General features: G+C 67.1%; 16 protein-coding genes. 8 read left to right on the top strand and 8 right to left on the bottom strand.

Features of this window, described 5'->3' with window-relative positions; genetic code table 11:
• Window positions 1-37 precede the first annotated feature (37 nt).
• Entirely contained in the window at window positions 38-814 is a 777-nt protein-coding gene (locus tag AC1Q7Q_RS27715; protein WP_492371917.1) for a sulfite exporter TauE/SafE family protein, read from the bottom strand.
• A gap of 179 nt (window positions 815-993) precedes the next feature.
• Between AC1Q7Q_RS27715 and AC1Q7Q_RS27710 the strand changes: the two genes are divergently transcribed.
• Window positions 994-1,905, top strand: coding sequence for a LysR family transcriptional regulator (locus tag AC1Q7Q_RS27710; RefSeq protein ID WP_492371918.1), 912 nt, complete (start codon window positions 994-996; stop codon window positions 1,903-1,905).
• A gap of 40 nt (window positions 1,906-1,945) precedes the next feature.
• Here the strand turns inward: AC1Q7Q_RS27710 and AC1Q7Q_RS27705 are convergent, their stop codons facing one another.
• Window positions 1,946-4,132, bottom strand: coding sequence for a TonB-dependent receptor family protein (locus AC1Q7Q_RS27705; protein ID WP_492371919.1), 2,187 nt, complete (start codon window positions 4,130-4,132; stop codon window positions 1,946-1,948).
• A gap of 237 nt (window positions 4,133-4,369) precedes the next feature.
• Between AC1Q7Q_RS27705 and AC1Q7Q_RS27700 the strand changes: the two genes are divergently transcribed.
• The 5 genes from AC1Q7Q_RS27700 to AC1Q7Q_RS27680 all read left to right on the top strand — a co-directional run bounded on the left by AC1Q7Q_RS27700 (window position 4,370) and on the right by AC1Q7Q_RS27680 (window position 9,291).
• Window positions 4,370-5,623, top strand: coding sequence for an MFS transporter (locus AC1Q7Q_RS27700; RefSeq protein ID WP_492371920.1), 1,254 nt, complete (start codon window positions 4,370-4,372; stop codon window positions 5,621-5,623).
• Window positions 5,624-6,026: 403 nt separating this feature from the next.
• On the top strand, window positions 6,027-6,407 hold the full coding sequence (locus AC1Q7Q_RS27695; protein ID WP_492371921.1) for an asparagine synthase-related protein: 381 nt from the start codon (window positions 6,027-6,029) through the stop codon (window positions 6,405-6,407).
• A gap of 90 nt (window positions 6,408-6,497) precedes the next feature.
• Entirely contained in the window at window positions 6,498-7,031 is a 534-nt protein-coding gene (locus tag AC1Q7Q_RS27690; protein ID WP_492371922.1) for a hypothetical protein, read from the top strand.
• A 46-nt stretch (window positions 7,032-7,077) separates the two neighbouring features.
• The gene (locus tag AC1Q7Q_RS27685; protein WP_492371956.1) at window positions 7,078-7,962 is read left to right on the top strand and encodes a mechanosensitive ion channel family protein; all 885 of its coding nucleotides are present in this window, start codon (window positions 7,078-7,080) and stop codon (window positions 7,960-7,962) included.
• Window positions 7,963-8,151: 189 nt separating this feature from the next.
• Window positions 8,152-9,291, top strand: a complete 1,140-nt coding sequence (locus AC1Q7Q_RS27680; RefSeq protein ID WP_492371923.1) for a porin — start codon at window positions 8,152-8,154, stop codon at window positions 9,289-9,291.
• Between the two features lie 22 nt (window positions 9,292-9,313).
• Here the strand turns inward: AC1Q7Q_RS27680 and edd are convergent, their stop codons facing one another.
• A complete protein-coding gene (edd, locus tag AC1Q7Q_RS27675; RefSeq protein WP_492371924.1) occupies window positions 9,314-11,140 on the bottom strand; it encodes a phosphogluconate dehydratase in 1,827 nt (608 codons plus the stop codon).
• Window positions 11,141-11,787: 647 nt separating this feature from the next.
• Between edd and fusA the strand changes: the two genes are divergently transcribed.
• Window positions 11,788-13,827, top strand: a complete 2,040-nt coding sequence (fusA, locus tag AC1Q7Q_RS27670; protein ID WP_492371925.1) for an elongation factor G — start codon at window positions 11,788-11,790, stop codon at window positions 13,825-13,827.
• 92 nt (window positions 13,828-13,919) lie between these two features.
• On the opposite strand, the gene AC1Q7Q_RS27665 is transcribed toward fusA, so the two are convergent.
• The 4 genes from AC1Q7Q_RS27665 to AC1Q7Q_RS27650 all read right to left on the bottom strand — a co-directional run bounded on the left by AC1Q7Q_RS27665 (window position 13,920) and on the right by AC1Q7Q_RS27650 (window position 16,169).
• The gene (locus AC1Q7Q_RS27665) at window positions 13,920-14,222 is read right to left on the bottom strand and encodes a cupin domain-containing protein (RefSeq protein WP_492371926.1); all 303 of its coding nucleotides are present in this window, start codon (window positions 14,220-14,222) and stop codon (window positions 13,920-13,922) included.
• Window positions 14,223-14,242: 20 nt separating this feature from the next.
• A complete protein-coding gene (locus AC1Q7Q_RS27660; protein ID WP_150989243.1) occupies window positions 14,243-14,947 on the bottom strand; it encodes a glutathione S-transferase N-terminal domain-containing protein in 705 nt (234 codons plus the stop codon).
• Window positions 14,948-15,052: 105 nt separating this feature from the next.
• A complete protein-coding gene (locus AC1Q7Q_RS27655; protein ID WP_174425730.1) occupies window positions 15,053-15,331 on the bottom strand; it encodes a type II toxin-antitoxin system HicA family toxin in 279 nt (92 codons plus the stop codon).
• Between the two features lie 100 nt (window positions 15,332-15,431).
• Window positions 15,432-16,169, bottom strand: coding sequence for a helix-turn-helix domain-containing protein (locus tag AC1Q7Q_RS27650; protein ID WP_492371927.1), 738 nt, complete (start codon window positions 16,167-16,169; stop codon window positions 15,432-15,434).
• Between the two features lie 101 nt (window positions 16,170-16,270).
• Between AC1Q7Q_RS27650 and AC1Q7Q_RS27645 the strand changes: the two genes are divergently transcribed.
• Window positions 16,271-17,143, top strand: coding sequence for an inositol monophosphatase family protein (locus AC1Q7Q_RS27645; RefSeq protein WP_492371928.1), 873 nt, complete (start codon window positions 16,271-16,273; stop codon window positions 17,141-17,143).
• A 101-nt stretch (window positions 17,144-17,244) separates the two neighbouring features.
• On the opposite strand, the gene AC1Q7Q_RS27640 is transcribed toward AC1Q7Q_RS27645, so the two are convergent.
• Window positions 17,245-18,045 carry a crotonase/enoyl-CoA hydratase family protein gene (locus AC1Q7Q_RS27640; RefSeq protein WP_492371929.1) on the bottom strand — a complete coding sequence of 267 codons (801 nt, stop codon included), beginning with the start codon at window positions 18,043-18,045 and terminating at the stop codon, window positions 17,245-17,247.
• Window positions 18,046-18,047 lie beyond the last annotated feature (2 nt).

The raw sequence follows: 18,047 nt of genomic DNA, 5'->3' as shown, positions 1-18,047 counted from the left end.
CGATCTGGCGCAAGCGCCGCCCGTTCGGGCGGCGCGTTTAATCCAGGCGCAGCAGGTAGTGCAGGGCCAGCGCGCCGCCGGAGCACAGCACCACCGCATTGACCATGCGCAGGAACTGCTCGCGCGACAAGCGCAGCGTGATCCTGCGCCCGGCCCACAGGCCCAGCGCCATCGCTGGCGCCAGCAGCAGCGCCAGCTTGATGATGGCCGCACCCGCATAGACTCCCGCCAGGGCAAATAGCACCAGCCGCGTCAGCGTACTCACGCCGATCAGCGTGGACTGCGTCATGCGCATGGCGTCCTTGCCCAGCCGGCCGGACAGGTAGATCGCATAGAGAAAGCCGCCGCTGCCGAACATGGCCGAGCACACGCCGCCGCCCAGGCCAAAGGGCAGCGCCGCGCGTGGCGTAAAGCCGGTGGGTCGCTTGCCGCCAAGCGCCCAGATCGCATACCCCATGGCGAACACCCCAAGCAGCAGCGGCAGCAGGTCCGACTGCAGCTTGAGCAGCAGTGCGGCACCTACCAGGCTGCCGGCCAGCATGCAGGGCAGCAACCGCCCAAGCTCTGCGCGGTCGGCGGTGCGGCCATCGCGCAGCAGGGCAAAGGCTGCGGCTGTGCAGTCCATCAGCGCCAGCAGCGGCACGATCTGGCTCACTGGCATCAGGTAAGCCAGAAGCGGCCCCGCTACCAACGCGGTGCCGAAGCCCGCCATGCCGAAGATCACATAGGCGCCGGCGATCGCCACGCACATGGCGAGGTAGGCAGGCAGGGAAACATCGGGCAGCAGGGCGGTCAGGTCCACGGGCATTGGCATCAGGGTTGCGTGCCCCACAGCATAGGCACGCGCGCGTGCGCGGACCAATATCAAAGCGCCCCGCGATCCATCGCAAAGCGGCATGGCAGCGTGCTGGGCGCGGCGCGCGCGCCATGGCACACTTGCGCGCACGATCCAGGCCGATGTCAGCCCGTGCGTCCCATGAGCCCGCCCATTCAATGAGTCCGTCCCTCAAGCAGTTGCGCTACTTCGTTGAAATTGTCGATGCCGGCAGCTTCAGCCTGGCCGCGGAGCGGCTCTTTATCGCGCAGTCGGCGCTGAGCCGGCAGATCAAGGAGATGGAGGGCATGCTGCAGGTGGTGCTGCTGGTGCGCAAGCCGCGCCATGTAGAGACCACGCCGGCCGGCCGCGCTTTCCTGGAGGCGGCACGCCGCATCCTGGCCGAGCTGACCGAGGCCTCGGCGCAGGCGCGTCAGGTCGAGCGCGGCGAGCAAGGCACGGTGCGCCTGCTGCATTCCAGCTCGGTGCCGCTGACGCCGGCCTGCACGGCGGTGCTACGCGAGTACCAGGCAGAGCACCCCGGGATCCGTTTCGAGATCTCGCAGGCATCCAGCGAACAGCAGGCGATGGAGATCGAGGAGGGCCGCGCCGACCTGGGCCTGGCGCGCGAGCCGCTGCTGCGCCGGCTTCCCGGCGTCGAGGTGGACTCGCTCTATGAAGAGCGCCTGGTGCTGGCGGTATGTAGCGCGCATCCGCTCGCGCACGAGGAAAGCGTGGCGTTGGAGAGGTTGCGGGAAGAGCCCTTCGTGTCGCTGCCGCATCCGGACCGGGGCGGCCTGAGCCATCGCGTGGCGCAGTGCTGCCTGGAGCGCGGTTTCTATCCGCGCGCGGCGGCGGCGATCTCGCGCAAGCTGTCGCAGCTGGCGCTGGTGGAGGCAGGGTTTGGCGTGGCCTTGGTGCCGGCTTCGCTCAGTCGCCTGGCACCGCCGGGCGTGCGGTGCGTACCGCTGGCCGATGCCGGCGGTGATACGCGTTGTGATACGCGCGTGCTGCTGCTGTCGCGCCGCGACGCCGCGCCAGCCTCCGCGGCGCTGGCGCAGAGCCTGCGCGCGGCGCTGTCGCCTCGGTAGTCGCCTTGGTCGCCTTAGTGGCCTTAGCAGCCTTAGTGCCCTAGTAGGCCAGCGAGGCCTGGACGTAGAACGTGCGCGGCATGCCCACGTACTTGCCCGCGTTGTTGTCGGTGGAGCGGGTGAAGTAGCGGCGGTCGAACAGGTTCTTCACGCCCACCGCGATCTTCAGGTTTTGCGCCGCCTTGCCGAAGTCGTAGCCCAGGCGCAGGTTCATCAGTGCATAGCCGGGGATATCGCCCAGCGCGCCGTTGGCGCTTTCCGCGGTCTGGTATTGCGCATTGGCGACTGCCGGGTCGCCCGGCGAGCGCTGCTTCGATTGCGCGAAGGCATCCACGTTCAGCATCCAGCGGTTGCGCAGGTAGCGCATGCCTAGCGTGGCGACGTGGCGCGAATAGAACGGCAGGTCGCGCCCGGCGAAGTTGCCCTGGTTATAGGTGGCGTCGGTGAAGGTGTAGGTAGCGTAAGCCGAGAGTCCGGCGAGCGTCGGCGTCAGCTTGGCGAAGTCGTAGCGCAACGAGGATTCGACCCCGCGGTGCGTGGTCGCGCCAAGGTTGGTCCAGGCGTCCGGGCTGCCGCTGGTGCCGCCGCGCAGTTGCAGTTCGTCATCGAAGTCGATGTTGAACAGGGTCAGTTCGCCGCCCCAGCCATTGACGTTGTCGAAGTGCGTGCCGATCTCATAGGTCTTGGCCTTTTCCGGGGTCAGCCCGTTGGTGGTCTGCGCGATCTGGAAATACTGCAGCGGGCCAAAGGACACGCCAGCGTTGGCGAACAGCTTCCACTGGTCGGTCACGTGGTACATCACCGCCAGCGAGGGCAGCGGCTCCTCGGACTTCACGTCGTTGCGCAGCCTGGTGAGGTTGTCCGTGACGTAGGAGCGGATCATTTCGTAGCGCAGGCCCGGGGTGATGGTCCAGTTGCCCACGTTGATGGTGTCGTCGATGTACACCGCATTGGCGGTGGTGCCGCCGGTGCGTGACTGGTACAGCGTGGACGGCGCGTTGGGTGCGTCAAAGCCGGTGCCTGGCCGATAGAAGGCCGTGCGCGAGGCTTGCTCGTCGCTGGCCTCGCGCAGGAAGCGATAGCCCACGCCCACTTCGTGGCTCACGTTCTCGCCCCGGAACAGCTGCGAGTAGCGCGGCTCGACGGCGAAGGTGTGGTAGTTGCGCGGGTACGAGACCAGGCGACGCTGGTTGCCGGATTCGCTTTCGATATTGCTGCCGCGGAAGCTCTCGGTGTAGTAGGTCAGCACCTCGAACTTGCGGTTGTTGTCGTTGTGCGCGTACTTGAGCGTGATGTCCTTGCGGCGTCCGCTGAAGTTGTCGAAGGGGCGCACCGACTGGAATGGGTCGGCCGCGTACTGCGCCGAGGTCAGGCCGCCGGGCATGCCGGCGGTGGCATCGTAGTAGTGCAGGCTGCCGGTGAGCTCGTCCGCCGGCGTGATGCGGTAGGCGCCCTTGAGTATCAGGTCGTCGATGTTGACGTGGTCGTTGCTGGCCCGGTAGCCGTTGCCGTGCACGCCCGAGTACAGCAGCGCGCCGCCCAGCCCCTGCTCGTTGGTGCCGCCGATGAAAGCACTCGGAATGGTCTTCACGCCGCCGCCATGGCTGTAGATGTCGGACTCCACCGAGGCGCTTGCCGCGAAGGTCTTGGGGATCGGCCGCGTGACGAAGTTGATGATCCCACCCACGTTCTGCGGGCCATAGCGCACCGAGCCCGCGCCGCGCACCACGTCCACCGCTTCCAGGTTGCCCAGTGACACCGGGGCCATCGACAACTGCGGCTGGCCATAGGGCGCAACGGCCAGCGGCACGCCATCGAGCAGGATGGTGGAGCGCGGCGACAGGCGCGAGGCCAGCCCGCGCACGCCCACGTTCAGCGAAATGTCGCTGCCACCGGTGCCGTTGCTGTCCTGGACCTGCACGCCAGGTACCCGGCGCAGCACATCGCGCACATTGCTCGCGCCACTTTCCACCATGGTCTCGCGGTCGACGATGGTCCGCGCGCCGGGGTGCTCCAGCACCTTGGCCTCGTTCGGGCTCTCCAGCCAGTTGCCGACCACCGTGACGGCGTTAAGGGTGCTTTCGGCGCTGAAAGCACCTGGGGTTGGCGCGTCAGGGGCGGTTGCCGGCGCGGCCGCGGGCTGCGGGCCGGCCGCATGCACGCACAGGGTCAGGCAAAGCAGGGCAGCGCCGATGGCGGCGCTGGAGAGCTTGAAGGTGGGCTGCAAAATGGAATTCCTGGGAAGCGCTGGCGGGGATCCGTGCGTCCGCCGCATCGAGGGCTCGCATTATAAATGCGAATCATTCTCGATTTCACTGTGTGTGTCTTGCCTGTTGCGACAATGCATCATTGTTGATACATGGAACGGGGTGGAACGTGATGCATGCGCCTGCATGCACGCCGCGGCTCGGATAGAATTCGTGCCAGCTTTGCCCCGCCGCCCGTCCTGTCATCACCGCCATCCATGTCGACCCCTGCTTCCGTTCCGGCCCCCGAGCCGGACTCAGTCTTTCGCGACCCTTCATTTCGGCTGTTCTGGTTTGCTCGCCTATGCACCACCATCGGCTACCAGATCTTTACTGTGGCGGTAGGCTGGCAGATCTACGATCTCACCCGCGACCCGTTCATGCTTGGCATGGTGGGGCTGGTGCAGTTCCTGCCTTCGGTGATGCTGCTACTGATGTCCGGCCATGTGGCCGACCGCTTCGACCGGCGCCTGATCGTGCGCACCTGCCAGACGCTGGAAGCGCTGATCGCGGTGTCGATGGCGGTGGCGAGCTTGTCGGGCTGGATCACGCGCGATCACATCTTCGTGTTCGTGGCCCTGATCGGCGCCACCCGCGCCTTCGAGACGCCGACGTTGCAGGCGCTGCTGCCCAGCGTGGTCACGCCACGCATGTTTCCGCGCGCGGTGGCGCTGTCCAGCTCCGCCACGCAGACCGCCATCATCATCGGCCCCGCCCTGGGCGGTTTCGCCTACGTGGCCGGCCCGGGCGTCGTCTACGCCATCAGCGCCACGCTGTTCGCCGTGGCTGCTTGCCTGGTCACCGCGCTCAAGCTGCGCCAGGCCGCGCAGCGGCTGACCACGCCGGTCAGCATCGCTACGCTGTTTGCGGGGTTTTCGTATATCCGCGGCCGGCCTGTGCTGCTTGGCGCGATTTCGCTGGATCTCTTTGCCGTGCTGCTGGGCGGCGCCACCGCGTTGCTGCCCATCTACGCACGCGACATCCTGCATACCGGCCCCTGGGGCCTGGGCCTGCTGCGCTCGTCGCCCGCCATCGGCGCGCTGGCGACCGCGCTGTGGCTCGCCCACCATCCGATGAATCGCCGCGTGGGCCGCGTGATGTTCGGCGCAGTGGCCGTTTTCGGCGTGGCGACGATGGTGTTCGGCATCTCGCACTGGCTGCCGCTGTCGATGGCGGCGCTGGTCATGCTTGGCGCCTCCGACATGATCAGCGTGGTGGTGCGCTCCACGCTGGTCCAGCTCGATACACCCGACGATATGCGCGGGCGCGTGGGCGCGGTCAATTCGGTCTTCATCGGCGCGTCCAACCAGCTTGGCGAGTTCGAGTCCGGCGTGACGGCCGCGCTGTTCGGGCCGGTTGGCGCGGTGCTGCTTGGCGGCATCGGCACGCTGGTGGTGGTGGCGGTATGGATGCGCCTGTTCCCCTCGCTAGCCGCGCGCGACCGCTTGCACGATCACCCCGTCACGGCCTGAAATAAGGTCCAAACCGGCCGGTCCGAGCACCGGCCGGGTGCGGCACCCGTTCTTCCTGCGCACCAAAGCGTACCCAATTCTGCGTGCTCCCACGCAGGGGTGCCGCACGATTCTCCCCTCATAGAAAGTACTCCCAAGCCTACTCGGGCGAAATTTTTTCATTCGGGGCCAGCCCTTGCCCACGCAGGGCTGGCGCCGATTCGCCCAGCTGTTCCCGCGCACCCGGGGGAAACCAATTCCCCTGTCATTTGTCCTGAAAGTATCCTCAATTTCAATCAAATGCCGGCAATCGTGTGACATCAAGTCAGGCCATCGCCGGCTCTGGCAGGCCGGACACTGCCAGTGACAGGAGAGTGACACAAACATGTGTGGCATTGCTGGAGAACTACGCTTTGATCGGGTCATGGCCGACCTGCACGCCGTTGCCGATATGAACCGCGATCAGGCCAGGCGTGGCCCCGACGCAGAGGGCCTGTTCGGCTTGGGCGCGCGCGTGTTCGGCCATCGCCGCACCGTGGCGGAGGTGCCGATGAGCGTGCTGTTGTCGGGCGGCACGGACTCCAGCCTGATCACCGGATTGCTCGCAGAAACGGGTACGCCCGACCTGCGCACCTACGCCTTCGGCTTCGAAACCGTGGGCGGCCACCACTGGTACTCGCCGCTGGCCGCGAACACGGATGCTGGCGGCGCCGTCATCACTCACCGGCGCGGCTTCTTCGACCGCAGCCGACTGCCGAGCGCTTTGTTGACCTGCTGTTCCCGTTCACGGCCTGATGCCACGTGATGCCACGCTCGTGCGTACCAACCTCTTCGCGACCAATAGCGTACCAACCTCTTCCTGAAATTCTTCGAACCGAACCATGAATCCGCCCGCATGCAGACACTGAAGATCGACCCGCTTTACCTCAAGACCACGCCGCAGGCGCCGCGCAAAATCGGCATACAGGTGGGCGATTTCGTCGCCTTCGATGCCAACCCCGAGATCGTCGACAACGGCCTTATCGTCTCGCGCCATCTCGACAACAAGGCGGAGTTGCCGCTGTGCTTGCCGCGCCTGTGCGACAAGCACGGCATTCCCAGCCATCGGGACGTGTTCCGCTTCTATCATTCCGACGCAGGCGCGGCGGTGAGTGCCGAGCACGATGTGCGTACCGCGTTGCTCTGTTTTGGCGCCGACGCCTCGCATGGCTACGAGCGCACACGCATGTCCGTGCCGGCGCCCCTTGCGGAATGGCTCACCGTCTATATTCAGAGCGGGCCGACCTTCCCGGAGGACCGCCAGCGCCGCATCGGCTCGGTGGCCGGCTTCTCGCACCAGCTCGATCCGGGCCAGCTTGCGCGCAGCGAAACGCCGCTGCCGGACGCCGGAGGACCGGCGCACCGCCGCCGCAACGACGATGCATCCTGAGCCGCGCATGTCCAGCTTTTCCACACTGATCGCCGGAGTCGAATCCATGAACCTGAACTTCATCGAGCCCCACAAGCTGGAAGCAGCCTGGGCGTACCTGCTGCAACTGGTGGTGCAGCAAGGCCTGAACTGCATCGCCGCCATGCTGATCCTGATCCTGGGCTGGTGGCTCTCCGGGCGCGCCCGCGCCGCGGTGCTGCGCGCGTTTGACCGCCCGCGCGTGGACGCCACCTTGCGCCCGATGCTGGCCAGCGTCACGCAGTGGATCGTGCGCGTGATCACGGTGGTGCTGGTGCTGTCGCAATTTGGCGTGCAGACCGCCAGCATCATCGCCATGCTCGGCGCCGCCGGCCTGGCCATCGGACTGGCGTTGCAGGGCACGCTGCAGAACATTGCCGCGGGCATCATGCTGGTCCTGCTGCGGCCGTTTCGCGTGGGCCAGTACATCGATGCGCAGGGCGTGGCCGGCACGGTGCGCGAGACGGGTTTGTTCATGACCGAGCTGACCACCTTCGACGGGGTTTGCCTGCGCGTGCCCAACGGCAAGATCTGGGGCAGCGCCATCACCAACTACAGCGAGAATCCCACCCGCCGGCTCGATATCGAAGTCACCATCACCTTTGGCGCCGACATCCAGGCCGCACTCGATGCGCTGCGCGCCATGCTTGCGGCTGAGGCGCGCATCCTGGCGGACCCGGCCTCCGAGGCCATGGTGATCAACTACGCTGCGCAGGGCGTGACGCTCAACGTGCGTTGCTGGGTTGCCGCCGGGGATTACTGGAACGTGCGCTTCGCTTTCTACCACCGCATCAAGCTGGTCCTCGAAGCTGCCGGTTGCGCCATCGCCGTGCCGGTGCAGGAGTGGCGCGTGTCCGAGGACGCGCAAGCGGCCGCGCCCGTCGCGCCAAGTCCCTCGCATCGCCTGAGCTGACGAACCAACCTCTTCAGCTCCCGCCGCCGCAGTGCGCAAGCACCCCGGCGGCGATCCTGTCTGGTGGCGAGCGCTTGCGCCGCCATTGGCCAATCCATTTCTCTCGTCCCTTTGGGTTCTTCACCGGCATCCGCGTTTCGTTGCGCCACGCGGCGGAACACGGCATGCCTTCAATCTCTGGAATTGGATTTGCTGTCTGCACACAAGCTCGAACTGAACCCCATCGCCCGGAAGCCATTCAGCTTGCGCAAAGTCTCTCCCGCAAACAAAGGCGTCTCGCTCTGTGCGCCGCGCGCAAGCCTCGCGCGGTGCCTGCCTGCGCTGGCCTGCGCCGCCGTGCTTGCTCCCGCCGCGCCGGCGGCGCATGCGCAGGGCGGCCTCACGCTGTATGGGTTTGCCGACGTCGGCATCTTCCGCCCCGCGCCCGGCCAGCCCATTCAGCTCGGCACCATGCAGCGCAGCTTCATCGGCCTGCGCGGCAGCGAGACCCTGGCCCCCGGCTGGGCCGCCACCCTGAACCTGCAAACGCGCTTCGACATGGGCAATGGCCGGCTCGAAGCCAGCGGCGCCACGCCGTATTTCCAGGGCGAATCCACTATTGGCATCCAGTCGCCCTACGGCGATCTGCGCGTTGGCCGTGCGCTGACGCCGATGTGGCAATACGACTGGCAGTACGACAGCTGGGACAATTTCAATCGCGTGAGTTCCGTGGCGTGGTACGTGTACCACCCGTCCTATCGCACCGATCCGTATCACAATGGCCCCGCGGGCGAATACTCGCGCCTGAACAACGGCGTGTTCTACGACTCGCCGAAATGGGGCGGGATGCACGTGCACGTATCCGCCGGCGTGGAGAAGAACGAAACGCCGGACGCCGCCGGCAACCGGGACCGCACGCGGCCGCTGGCGGCCTCGCTCAACTACGATGCCGGGCCCTGGTCGGCCATGCTGACGGCGGAGCGCAATTCGGCTGATGACAACACGTGGTTCGCGGGGCTGGCCTACGCGTTCACCAAGGTGCGGCTGATGGCCTCGTACAGCCAGACCCGTCTAAGCGCCGCGAGCCAAGCCTTCCTCGGCGACGCCAGCGCCAGGCGCAGCGCCGCCACGCTTGGCGTGAACTGGCGCGTGGGCGCCTATACGCTGAAGCTCTCGGGCGCGCGCGATTTCCAGGGCTATGGCACGGCGGGCGGGACCGACTACGTCACCAGCGGCGTGGACTATGCGCTATCGAAGCGCACCACGCTGTATGGCGCGGTGTCGTATCGCCACAGTCGCTACGCAGCTGGCGGCACCGGATTCGGTGCCGGCATCAGCCATGGCTTCTAAGCCGCGCACAAGCTACCTCCCGTCAGCCTTCCTCGGCAAACAGCGAGCAGGCCCCCGCCTCCGCCGTGCTCACATGACGCCGGAAATTGGCGAACAGGTCGCGTCCCACGCCGTGCCGGTTGGCCGAGAGGTCGGGCGGCGTCACCGAGCGCGCGGCCCATTGCGCTTCGGGCACCAGCACCGTGAGCACGCCCGCATGCGCGTCCACGCGCATGGGGTCGCCATCGCGCACACGGGCGATGCCGCCACCACTCAATGCCTCGGGGCACACATGGATGGCGGCAGGCACCTTGCCCGACGCGCCGGACATGCGTCCGTCCGTCACCAGCGCCACGTGGAAGCCGCGGTCTTGTAGCACGGTCAGCGTGGGTGTGAGCTTGTGCAGCTCCGGCATGCCGCAGGCGGCTGGCCCTTGCCATGGCAGCACCGCGATAAAGTCACGCTCCAGCTCGCCGCGCTTGAACGCTTCGATCAGCGCGTCTTGCGTGTGGAACACCATTGCCGGGGCTTGCACGATGTGGTGCTCGGGCTTGACCGCCGAGATCTTCAGCACGGCGCGGCCGATATTGCCGTCGAGCAGCTTGATGCCGCCTTCCGGCGCGAATGGCTGGCCGGCGGCGCGCACGATGGTGTCGTCCAGCGGCGCTTCGGGCCCGTCGATCCAGGTGAGCTGGCCATCGCGCAGCACCGGCTCGCGCGTGTAGTCGGCCAGGCCCTTGCCGACCACGGTGGTCACGTTGTCGTGCAGCAGGCCAAGCTGCAGCAAGCCGCGAATCACCAGCCCGAGTCCGCCGGCGGCCTGGAACTGGTTCACATCCGCGCTGCCGTTCGGATACACGCGCGCCAGCAGCGGTACCACTTCCGATAGCTCGGCAAAATCGTCCCAGCCCAGCACGATGCCCGCAGTGCGCGCCATTGCCACCAGGTGCAACGTATGGTTGGTGGAGCCACCAGTGGCCAGCAGGCCGACGATGCCATTGACGAAGGCGCGCTCGTCGAGCACGTCCGCCACCGGCGTATAGCGATCGCCGCCATGCACAAGGCGTAGCGCCTGACGCGCGGATTCGCGCGTGAGGGCTTCACGCAGCGGCGTGTTGGGATTGACGAAGGCAGTGCCGGGCAGGTGCAGGCCCATGATCTCCATCAGCATCTGGTTGGAGTTGGCGGTGCCGTAGAAGGTGCAGGTGCCCGGGCCGTGATACGACTGGCTCTCTGCCTCCAGCAACTCCGCGCGGCTGAGCTTGCCCTCGGCATAGCGCTGGCGCACGCGCGCCTTTTCCTCGTTGCCGATGCCGGTGGTCATGGGGCCGCCTGGCACGAAGATGGCGGGCAGGTGGCCGAACGACAGCGCGCCCATCACCAGCCCCGGCACGATCTTGTCGCACACGCCGAGGTACAGCGCGGCGTCGAACATCTGGTGCGACAGCGCCACCGCGGTGGATAGCGCGATCACGTCACGCGAGAACAGCGAGAGATCCATGCCGTCCTGGCCCTGCGTCACGCCATCGCACATGGCGGGCGTGCCGCCGGCGAATTGCGCGGTGCCGCCCGCCTCCAGCGCGGCTTCCTTGAGCCATTGCGGATACTCCGCCAGGGGCTGGTGCGCCGACAGCATGTCGTTGTAGGAGGAGACGATGGCGAGGTTGGGGCGCTCCTGCGCTTTCAGGCGGATCTTGGCCTGCTCAGGCATGGCCGCCACGGCGTGCGCCAGGTTGGTACACGAGAGGTGCGCGCGCTCCACCTTCTGTCCCGCCATGGCGCGGGTGCGATCCATGTAGGTCTGGCGGGTGGCGGCGCTGCGCGCGACGATGCGGGCGGTGACCCGTTCCAGGACTGGGTGACTTGGCATGGGGATCTCCTGCGTGGGTGCCTTTTTTAGCCTAGTGCACTTTGGGGAGGGGCGCACGGTTGGTGCGCGGTTGGTGCGTGCTTGGCGCCAGTATGAGCCGCTGCACGTTTTCTCCACAAGTGCTAGACTCCGCCGCATTCTCTGGAGTTCAAACGACATGAAGCAAGCAGCGCAACGCCCCGCCATCGCAGCGTTTGCCGCGGCACCTCACGGTGAACGCGTGCTGCTGGCTATTCACGTCTAGTCTTCCGAGCGTCCCGCCCGGAAGGCTGCAAGGCCAGTTCCGGGAACGACGAAACCGATCATCGCCAACCCCGGACGGCCCGCAGGCCCGCCGGGGTTTTGTTTTTTTGTTTCGCCACCATCTGACACGCCATGCGTACCTACGACAAGTTGATTGCCACGATTCAAACCGGCCAAGGGAACGGGGGCTTGCGCTCGTCCCTTGGTGCGGTAACGGCGTCGTCTGGCGTAGTCACCGAGACCATTGCGTGCCGCATGCGGCATGCTGGCGCCGCCTCGCAAGCGATCCCATAGCCTCCTGGCTGCACATGCAGTCCGGGAGGCCTCGTAGATCGCCTCCCAGGGACCACAAGCACCCTGGCAGGCACGCACCCGCCAGGGTGTTTGCATTCAGGCAGCCCATCATGGAAAGCAGAAACGAAAGCAGGAAGGAAAGCAGGAATCTCAGGAACATCGGCATCATTGCCCACGTGGACGCGGGCAAGACCACCACGTCGGAACGCATCCTGTTCTACACCGGTGCCAGCCACCGGCTGGGCGAGGTGCATGACGGCGCCGCCACCATGGATTTCGATCCACAGGAGCAGGCGCGCGGCATCACCATCAACAGCGCGGCCACCACCGTGTTCTGGCGCGGACACCAGATCAACCTGATCGATACCCCGGGCCACATCGATTTCAACATCGAGGTGAACCGCTCGCTGCGCGTGCTCGACGGCGCCGTGGTGGTGTTCGACGGCGTGGCCGGCGTGGAGCCGCAGACGGAGACCAACTGGCGCCTGGCGGACCACTACCGCGTGCCGCGCCTGGCCTTCATCAACAAGCTGGATCGCACCGGTGCGGATTTCCTGCGCGTGGTCGCCATGATCGAGGAACGCCTCGGCGTGGTGCCGCTCGTGCTGCAGTTGCCGATCGGCCGCGAAGGCGATTTCCACGGCGTGGTCGATCTCGTCACCATGCAGGCCCTGCTATGGCAAGGCGGCACGGGCTACGTGACCGATGCCGTGCCGCAGGCGCTGGCGGAGCAGGCCGCGGCTTGGCGCCAGCGTTTGCTGGAAACGCTGGCCGAGCAGGACGATACCTTGCTGGAAGACTACCTGGCGGGCCGCGAGCCAGCCAGTGACGCCTTGCGCGCAGCCATCCGGCGCGCGACCATCAGCGGCGCCGTGGTGCCCGTGCTGGCGGGTTCCGCCTTCAAGAACAAGGGCGTGGAGCCGCTGCTCGATACGGTGACAGCGTACCTGCCTGCACCTGGCGAAGCGGGCCGTCATGCAGTGAGCGCGCACGCGGACCAGCCGCTGGTGGCGCTCGCCTTCAAGGTCGTGCACGACGCGCACGGCACGCTGACGTTCGTGCGCGTGTATCGCGGACGGCTCGCTGCCGGCGACATCGTGCTCAACGCGGGCAATGGCAAGCGCGAGCGGGTGGCAAGGCTGTACGAGATGCACGCGGACCGCAAGCAGGAACTGCGGGTCGCCGTGGCCGGCGATATTGTGGCGATAGCGGGCCTCAAGGCCACCATCACCGGCGACACGCTGACGGATCCCGCGCACCCCATGGTGCTGGAGACGATCGACGCGCCCGAGCCGGTGATCGACGTGGCCATCGAGCCGAAGAGCCAGTCCGACCAGGCCGGCTTGTCGCGCGGCCTGCAAGTGCTGCTGCAGGAAGATCCGAGCCTGCGCCTGCGCCAGGATCCGGAGAGCGGGCAGACGTTGCTGTCCGGCATGGGCGAGCTGCAGCTGGAGGTCACGCTGGAGAAGCTGCGCACGCGCTTTCATGTGGAGGTCACGGTAGGCCGCCCGCAGGTGGCGTATCGCGAAACGCTGACCCGCGCCGCCGACGCGCGCTACCTGCATCGCAAGCAAAGCGGTGGCCCGGGACAGTACGCGGAAGTGGTGCTGCGCTTCGAGCCGCTGGCGCGTGGCGAGGGCGTCCGGTTCGAGAGCCGCATCAGCGGTGGCGCGGTGCCGCGCGAGTTCGTGCCGGCGGTGGAGGCCGGCATCCGGCGCGCGGCCGCGCAGGGCGTGCTCGCGGGCTACCCGGTGGTGGATGTCCAGGCCATCTTGCTGGACGGCAGTTATCACGAGCGCGACTCCTCGGCCCTGGCCTTCGAGACCGCGGCCGCGTCCGCCTTCCGCGAAGCCGCGCGGCAGGCTGCGCCCGTAGTGCTGGAGCCGGTGATGTGCATGGAAGTGGTGACGCCCGCCGATCATGTGGGCGACGTCATCGGCGATATCCACCGGCGCCGGGGCATGGTGCGCGGGCAATCGCAACGCGGTGGCGGCAACACCACGGTGGTGGAGGCGCATGTGCCGCTGGCCAGCCTGTTCGGCTACATCGGCAGCCTGCGCGCGCTGACCTCGGGCCGCGCCAGCTTTGCCATGCAGCTCGATCACTATGCCGCGGCACCAGCCGCGGCGGTGGTGGAGATGGCTGGCTGAGTCTGACGGCAGCTGCAATCGGGCGGGCGCCGCGTGGGTGCCCGCCCCTTGGCCACCGGCGCGGCATCATCCGCCGGGGCGCACAGGCTCGCTCAGATGTCGACGATCACCAGCGTGCCGTGGCTGCCGGGCAGCACGGCATGGGGGATGCCGGCAAGGGCGAGGTACATCTGCCCGGGCTCGACGACAACCGTGCCGGCTTCGCCTTGCACTTGCAACATGAGCCGTCCGCTCACCACGAGCAGGCCTTCGTTGTAGTCGTGCGTCTCCGCTTCATACGCTTGTTCATCCATGCGCAGAACCTTGATGCGGGCGGGGCCGACCTGGCCCAAGACTGTGGACTTCCATGCGCTGGGCAGCGCGGCGGCAAGGTCGTCAAGCTGAATCAGCGGCACTGGTGTGGCTCCGGGTTGGTTTAGACGCGCTTCGGGATATCCAGGCCCTTTGCCACCGCGGGACGCGCCAGGAAGGCTTCGAGCGCGCGCGTGACGTGGGGGAAGTCCTGGATGCCGACCAACTCGCCGGCCTCGTAGAACCCGATCAGGTTGCGCACCCAGGGGAAGGTCGCGATGTCGGCAATGGTGTAGGTGTCGCCCATGATCCAGGCGCGGTCCGCGAGGCGTCCGTTGAGCACGGCCAGCAGGCGCTTGGCTTCCGCGACATAGCGGTCGCGCGGGCGCTTGTCCTCGTATTCCTTGCCGGCGAACTTGTTGAAGAATCCCAGTTGCCCGAACATCGGCCCGATGCCCCCCATCTGGAACATCAGCCACTGGATGGTCTCGTAGCGGCCGGCGGGATCTTGCGGGATGAACTTGCCGCTCTTGTCGGCGAGATAGAGCAGGATCGCGCCGGATTCGAACAGGGCCAGCGGCTGGTCGCCGGGGCCGTTCGGGTCGAGGATGGCGGGAATCTTGTTGTTGGGGCTGATCGAGAGGAATTCCGGCGTGTACTGGTCATTGGTGTCGAAGCGCACCAGGTGCGGTTCGTACGGCAGGCCGGTTTCCTCGAGCATGATCGAGACCTTGACGCCATTGGGCGTGGGCAGCGAATAGAGCTGGATTCGCTCCGGGCGCAAGGCGGGCCACTTATTGGTAACGAGGAAGGCGGAAAGATTGGTCATGGAAATCCGTAGGAATGGATGGGCTGGGGCAATGGTTGGCCTTGGCGGCCGAAGAGGATGGCCGTGCCGGGGTTTGCCGCGGGGCCTGCCCGGTCAAGCGCCGGGTCACTTCGGCTTGTCGTCGCCGTCGGGAGGGCTGACGCCGGCGGCGACCAGGCAATCGCGCAGGTGCTTGATCTCCTGCTTGGCGCAGACATTGCCATGGTGCGGGTGATGAAGGTAGAACTCATACTCGTTGAGCACCACCCTGAAGCGGGCGCCCTGGATCGGCTCGACCTTCGCGCCGAGTTGTTGCAGCAGCGACTCCACCTCGCGCCAGTGGATGTTGTTGCTGAGCGGGTGACTGAAGATCGACTGCAGGAGGCTGCGGGATTTGTGGCTCATGGCGCGGTCAGGCTTCTTCGGCGGCAATAGCCGTAGCATACAAGAGCGGGTGGGTTGGCGCTTGCTGCACCCGCGAGAGGCGCTCCGTGCCTGTCGTACCTTAGTCCTTGCCCAGTGCCAGGTAGGCACGCGGCGTGGTGCCGGTGTAACGGCGGAACAGGGCAATGAAGCTGCTGACGCTGGCGTAGCCCAGGCCGAGCGCGACCGTAGTGACGCTTTCGCCTGCCACCAGCCGCTCCATGGCCGCCAGCATGCGCAACTGCTGTCGCCATTGCGCCAGACTCCAGCCGGTGTCGGCCTGAAAGTGGCGGGTGAGCGTGCGGCGGGCCATGCCGATGCGCGCCGCCCAACCATCCAGGCCGGTGTTGTCGTCCGGGCTGGCCAGCAAGGCGGTGGCCATGCGCAGCAGGCGCGGCTCCTGGGGCATGGGCAGGAACAGTGTTTGCGCCGGCTGGCGGATGAAGTCATCGGCAAAGACCGCCAGGTAGTGCTCGCGCACCGGCCCGGACGGCGGCTCGGCTTGCGCCAGCGTGTCGAGCAGCGCGGCCAGCAGCGGCGACAGGCGTACCACTTTGAGGGTTTCCGGCATGGCGGCGCGGCTCCATGCCTCGTTGAAATACAGGCTCATTCCGGTCATCGCGCCATGGATGCGCGCACCGTGCGATGTATACGGCGGCACCCAGCCGATGCAGCCGGTTGGCATCAGCCAGCGCCCGCCACCGGCCTCGATGCTGACCACGCCGGACTTCACGGTGAACAGCTGGCCCTCGGCATGCGCATGCGGCACCTGTTCCCGGGCGGCTTCATGCGCGATCGGCCGGATTTCTCGTAGCGACATCGGTTTGGCCCGTTTCGAATATAAGTTGGCATTCTATCGTTAGATGGCAACGCGGCAACTGCCTAGACTGGCTGCTCCAACCCAGCCAGGAGCGATGCATCGTGAATGCCAACGTCAACACCAACACCAACACCAACATCAACACTCAGCCCCTTTCCGAACGTCTCGGCCAGCCCGTGGTGGCTGTGCTCGATAGCCTGAGCACCTTGCTTGCCCAGCAAGGCCGGCGGCTGCGCACGCAGCAGCCACGCAGCGCCCCCGCTGACTTCCAGGCCCTGCGGGCGGCGTTCGACCAGCACAGCGGCGCCGTCGGCTCGGCGCTGAAAAGGGCCTTGCTGGAGCGCTGGCCGCAGATCCCGTTCTCCGACCAGGAACTGGAGAGCGGCGAGCAGCAGGCACCGGAGCATGCCGACGCTTACTGGGTTTGCGACCCCATCGATGGTGCCCTGCACTACTTGAGCGGCATGCCGGGCTGGACCATTGCGCTGTGCCTGGTGATAGAGGGGGTGCCAGCACTGGCGCTGGTGCATGACCCGGCCACCGGGCGGACGTATCGGGCGGTGGCCGGCCAGGGCGCCGATTGCGACGGGGCGCCATTGCGGGCCAATGCGCGTGGAGATCTGGCCTCGGCGCTGATCTCCACGGCGCATCCCAACTGGCCAGGGCAGGTGCGTAGCGATACCGCGGCCTTTCTGGATCGCTTTGGCCGTTTGTTGCCGCAGGTGTTTGGGCAGCGCGTATACGGTCCCACATCGTTGTTGCTGGCGCTGGTTGCCGGTGGCGCGTTAGATGGCTACTGGGAGTGCGGGCAGGACTACTACGACTGGTTGCCAGGCGCGTTGCTGGTAACCGAGGCGGGTGGTGTGGTGACCGCGCTGGATGGCAAGCCGTTTACCTGGGGGTGCCAGGGGATCGTGGCTGCCGGGCCGGCCATGCATGGTGGGCTGAGTTCGGCGCTGGCGGCACAGGGCTGATTCCATGGCCATTGCGTCCCGGTTCAGCTACGCAGAAACGGGTACGCTTTGTCGAGCCGGGGCGTGTTTGGCCCGTTCCCGTCCCCGTTCCCGATGCCTGCCTAGCCGGAGAAATTGCCGTGGCGGCCGGCACCCCCGACAAAGCGGGCGGCGCCCGGGATGCCCTCCTCGAACACGATCGGCGTGCCGTTGGCGCCTTCGGCCCGCAGTGCGTCGGCTAGCGGCAGGTCCCATTGCCCGTAGGCGGAGGCCCGGTCCGCCAGCATGCAGCGCTGCGGGAAGGCGGCGAGCGCATGCGCCAGCGCCTCGGCCGCGGCGCGGGCCTGGCCTGGCTCGACCACGCGGTTGGCCAGCCCCATGGCGAGCGCTTCCTCGGCGGGCACCGGGCGGCCGGTCAGGATCATGTCGAGCGCGCGGCCCATGCCGACGATGCGCGGCAAGCGCACCGTGCCGCCGTCGATCAGCGGTACGCCCCAGCGCCGGCAGAACACGCCGAAGACCGCATCGCGCTCCGCCACGCGCAGGTCCGCCAGCAGCGCCAGCTCGAGCCCGCCCGCTACCGCATAGCCGCTGACCGCGGCCACCAGCGGCTTGGACAGCGCCATCCGGCTCGGGCCCATCGGGCCCGAGCCACCGCCTTGTGGATCCAGTTCGTGACGGCGCGCCGGGTCGCTCACCGCCGACAGGTCGGCGCCGCCGCAGAAATGGCCGCCCGCGCCCCACAGCACGGCCACGCGCAGCGCCGGGTCGGATTCGAACCGGGTGAATGCCTCGCGCAGCGCCAGCGCCATCGGGCCGTCCACGGCGTTGCGCTTGTCGGCGCGGTCCAGAATGATGGTGAGGACCGGGCCGGACGTTTCGGTCCTGACATACTGGTTGGGCTGACTGGGCTTACTATCCATGC

Source organism: Cupriavidus sp. GW823-FHT07A04, from assembly GCF_058794615.1.
This window is presented reverse-complemented; position numbering and strand designations above follow the sequence as displayed.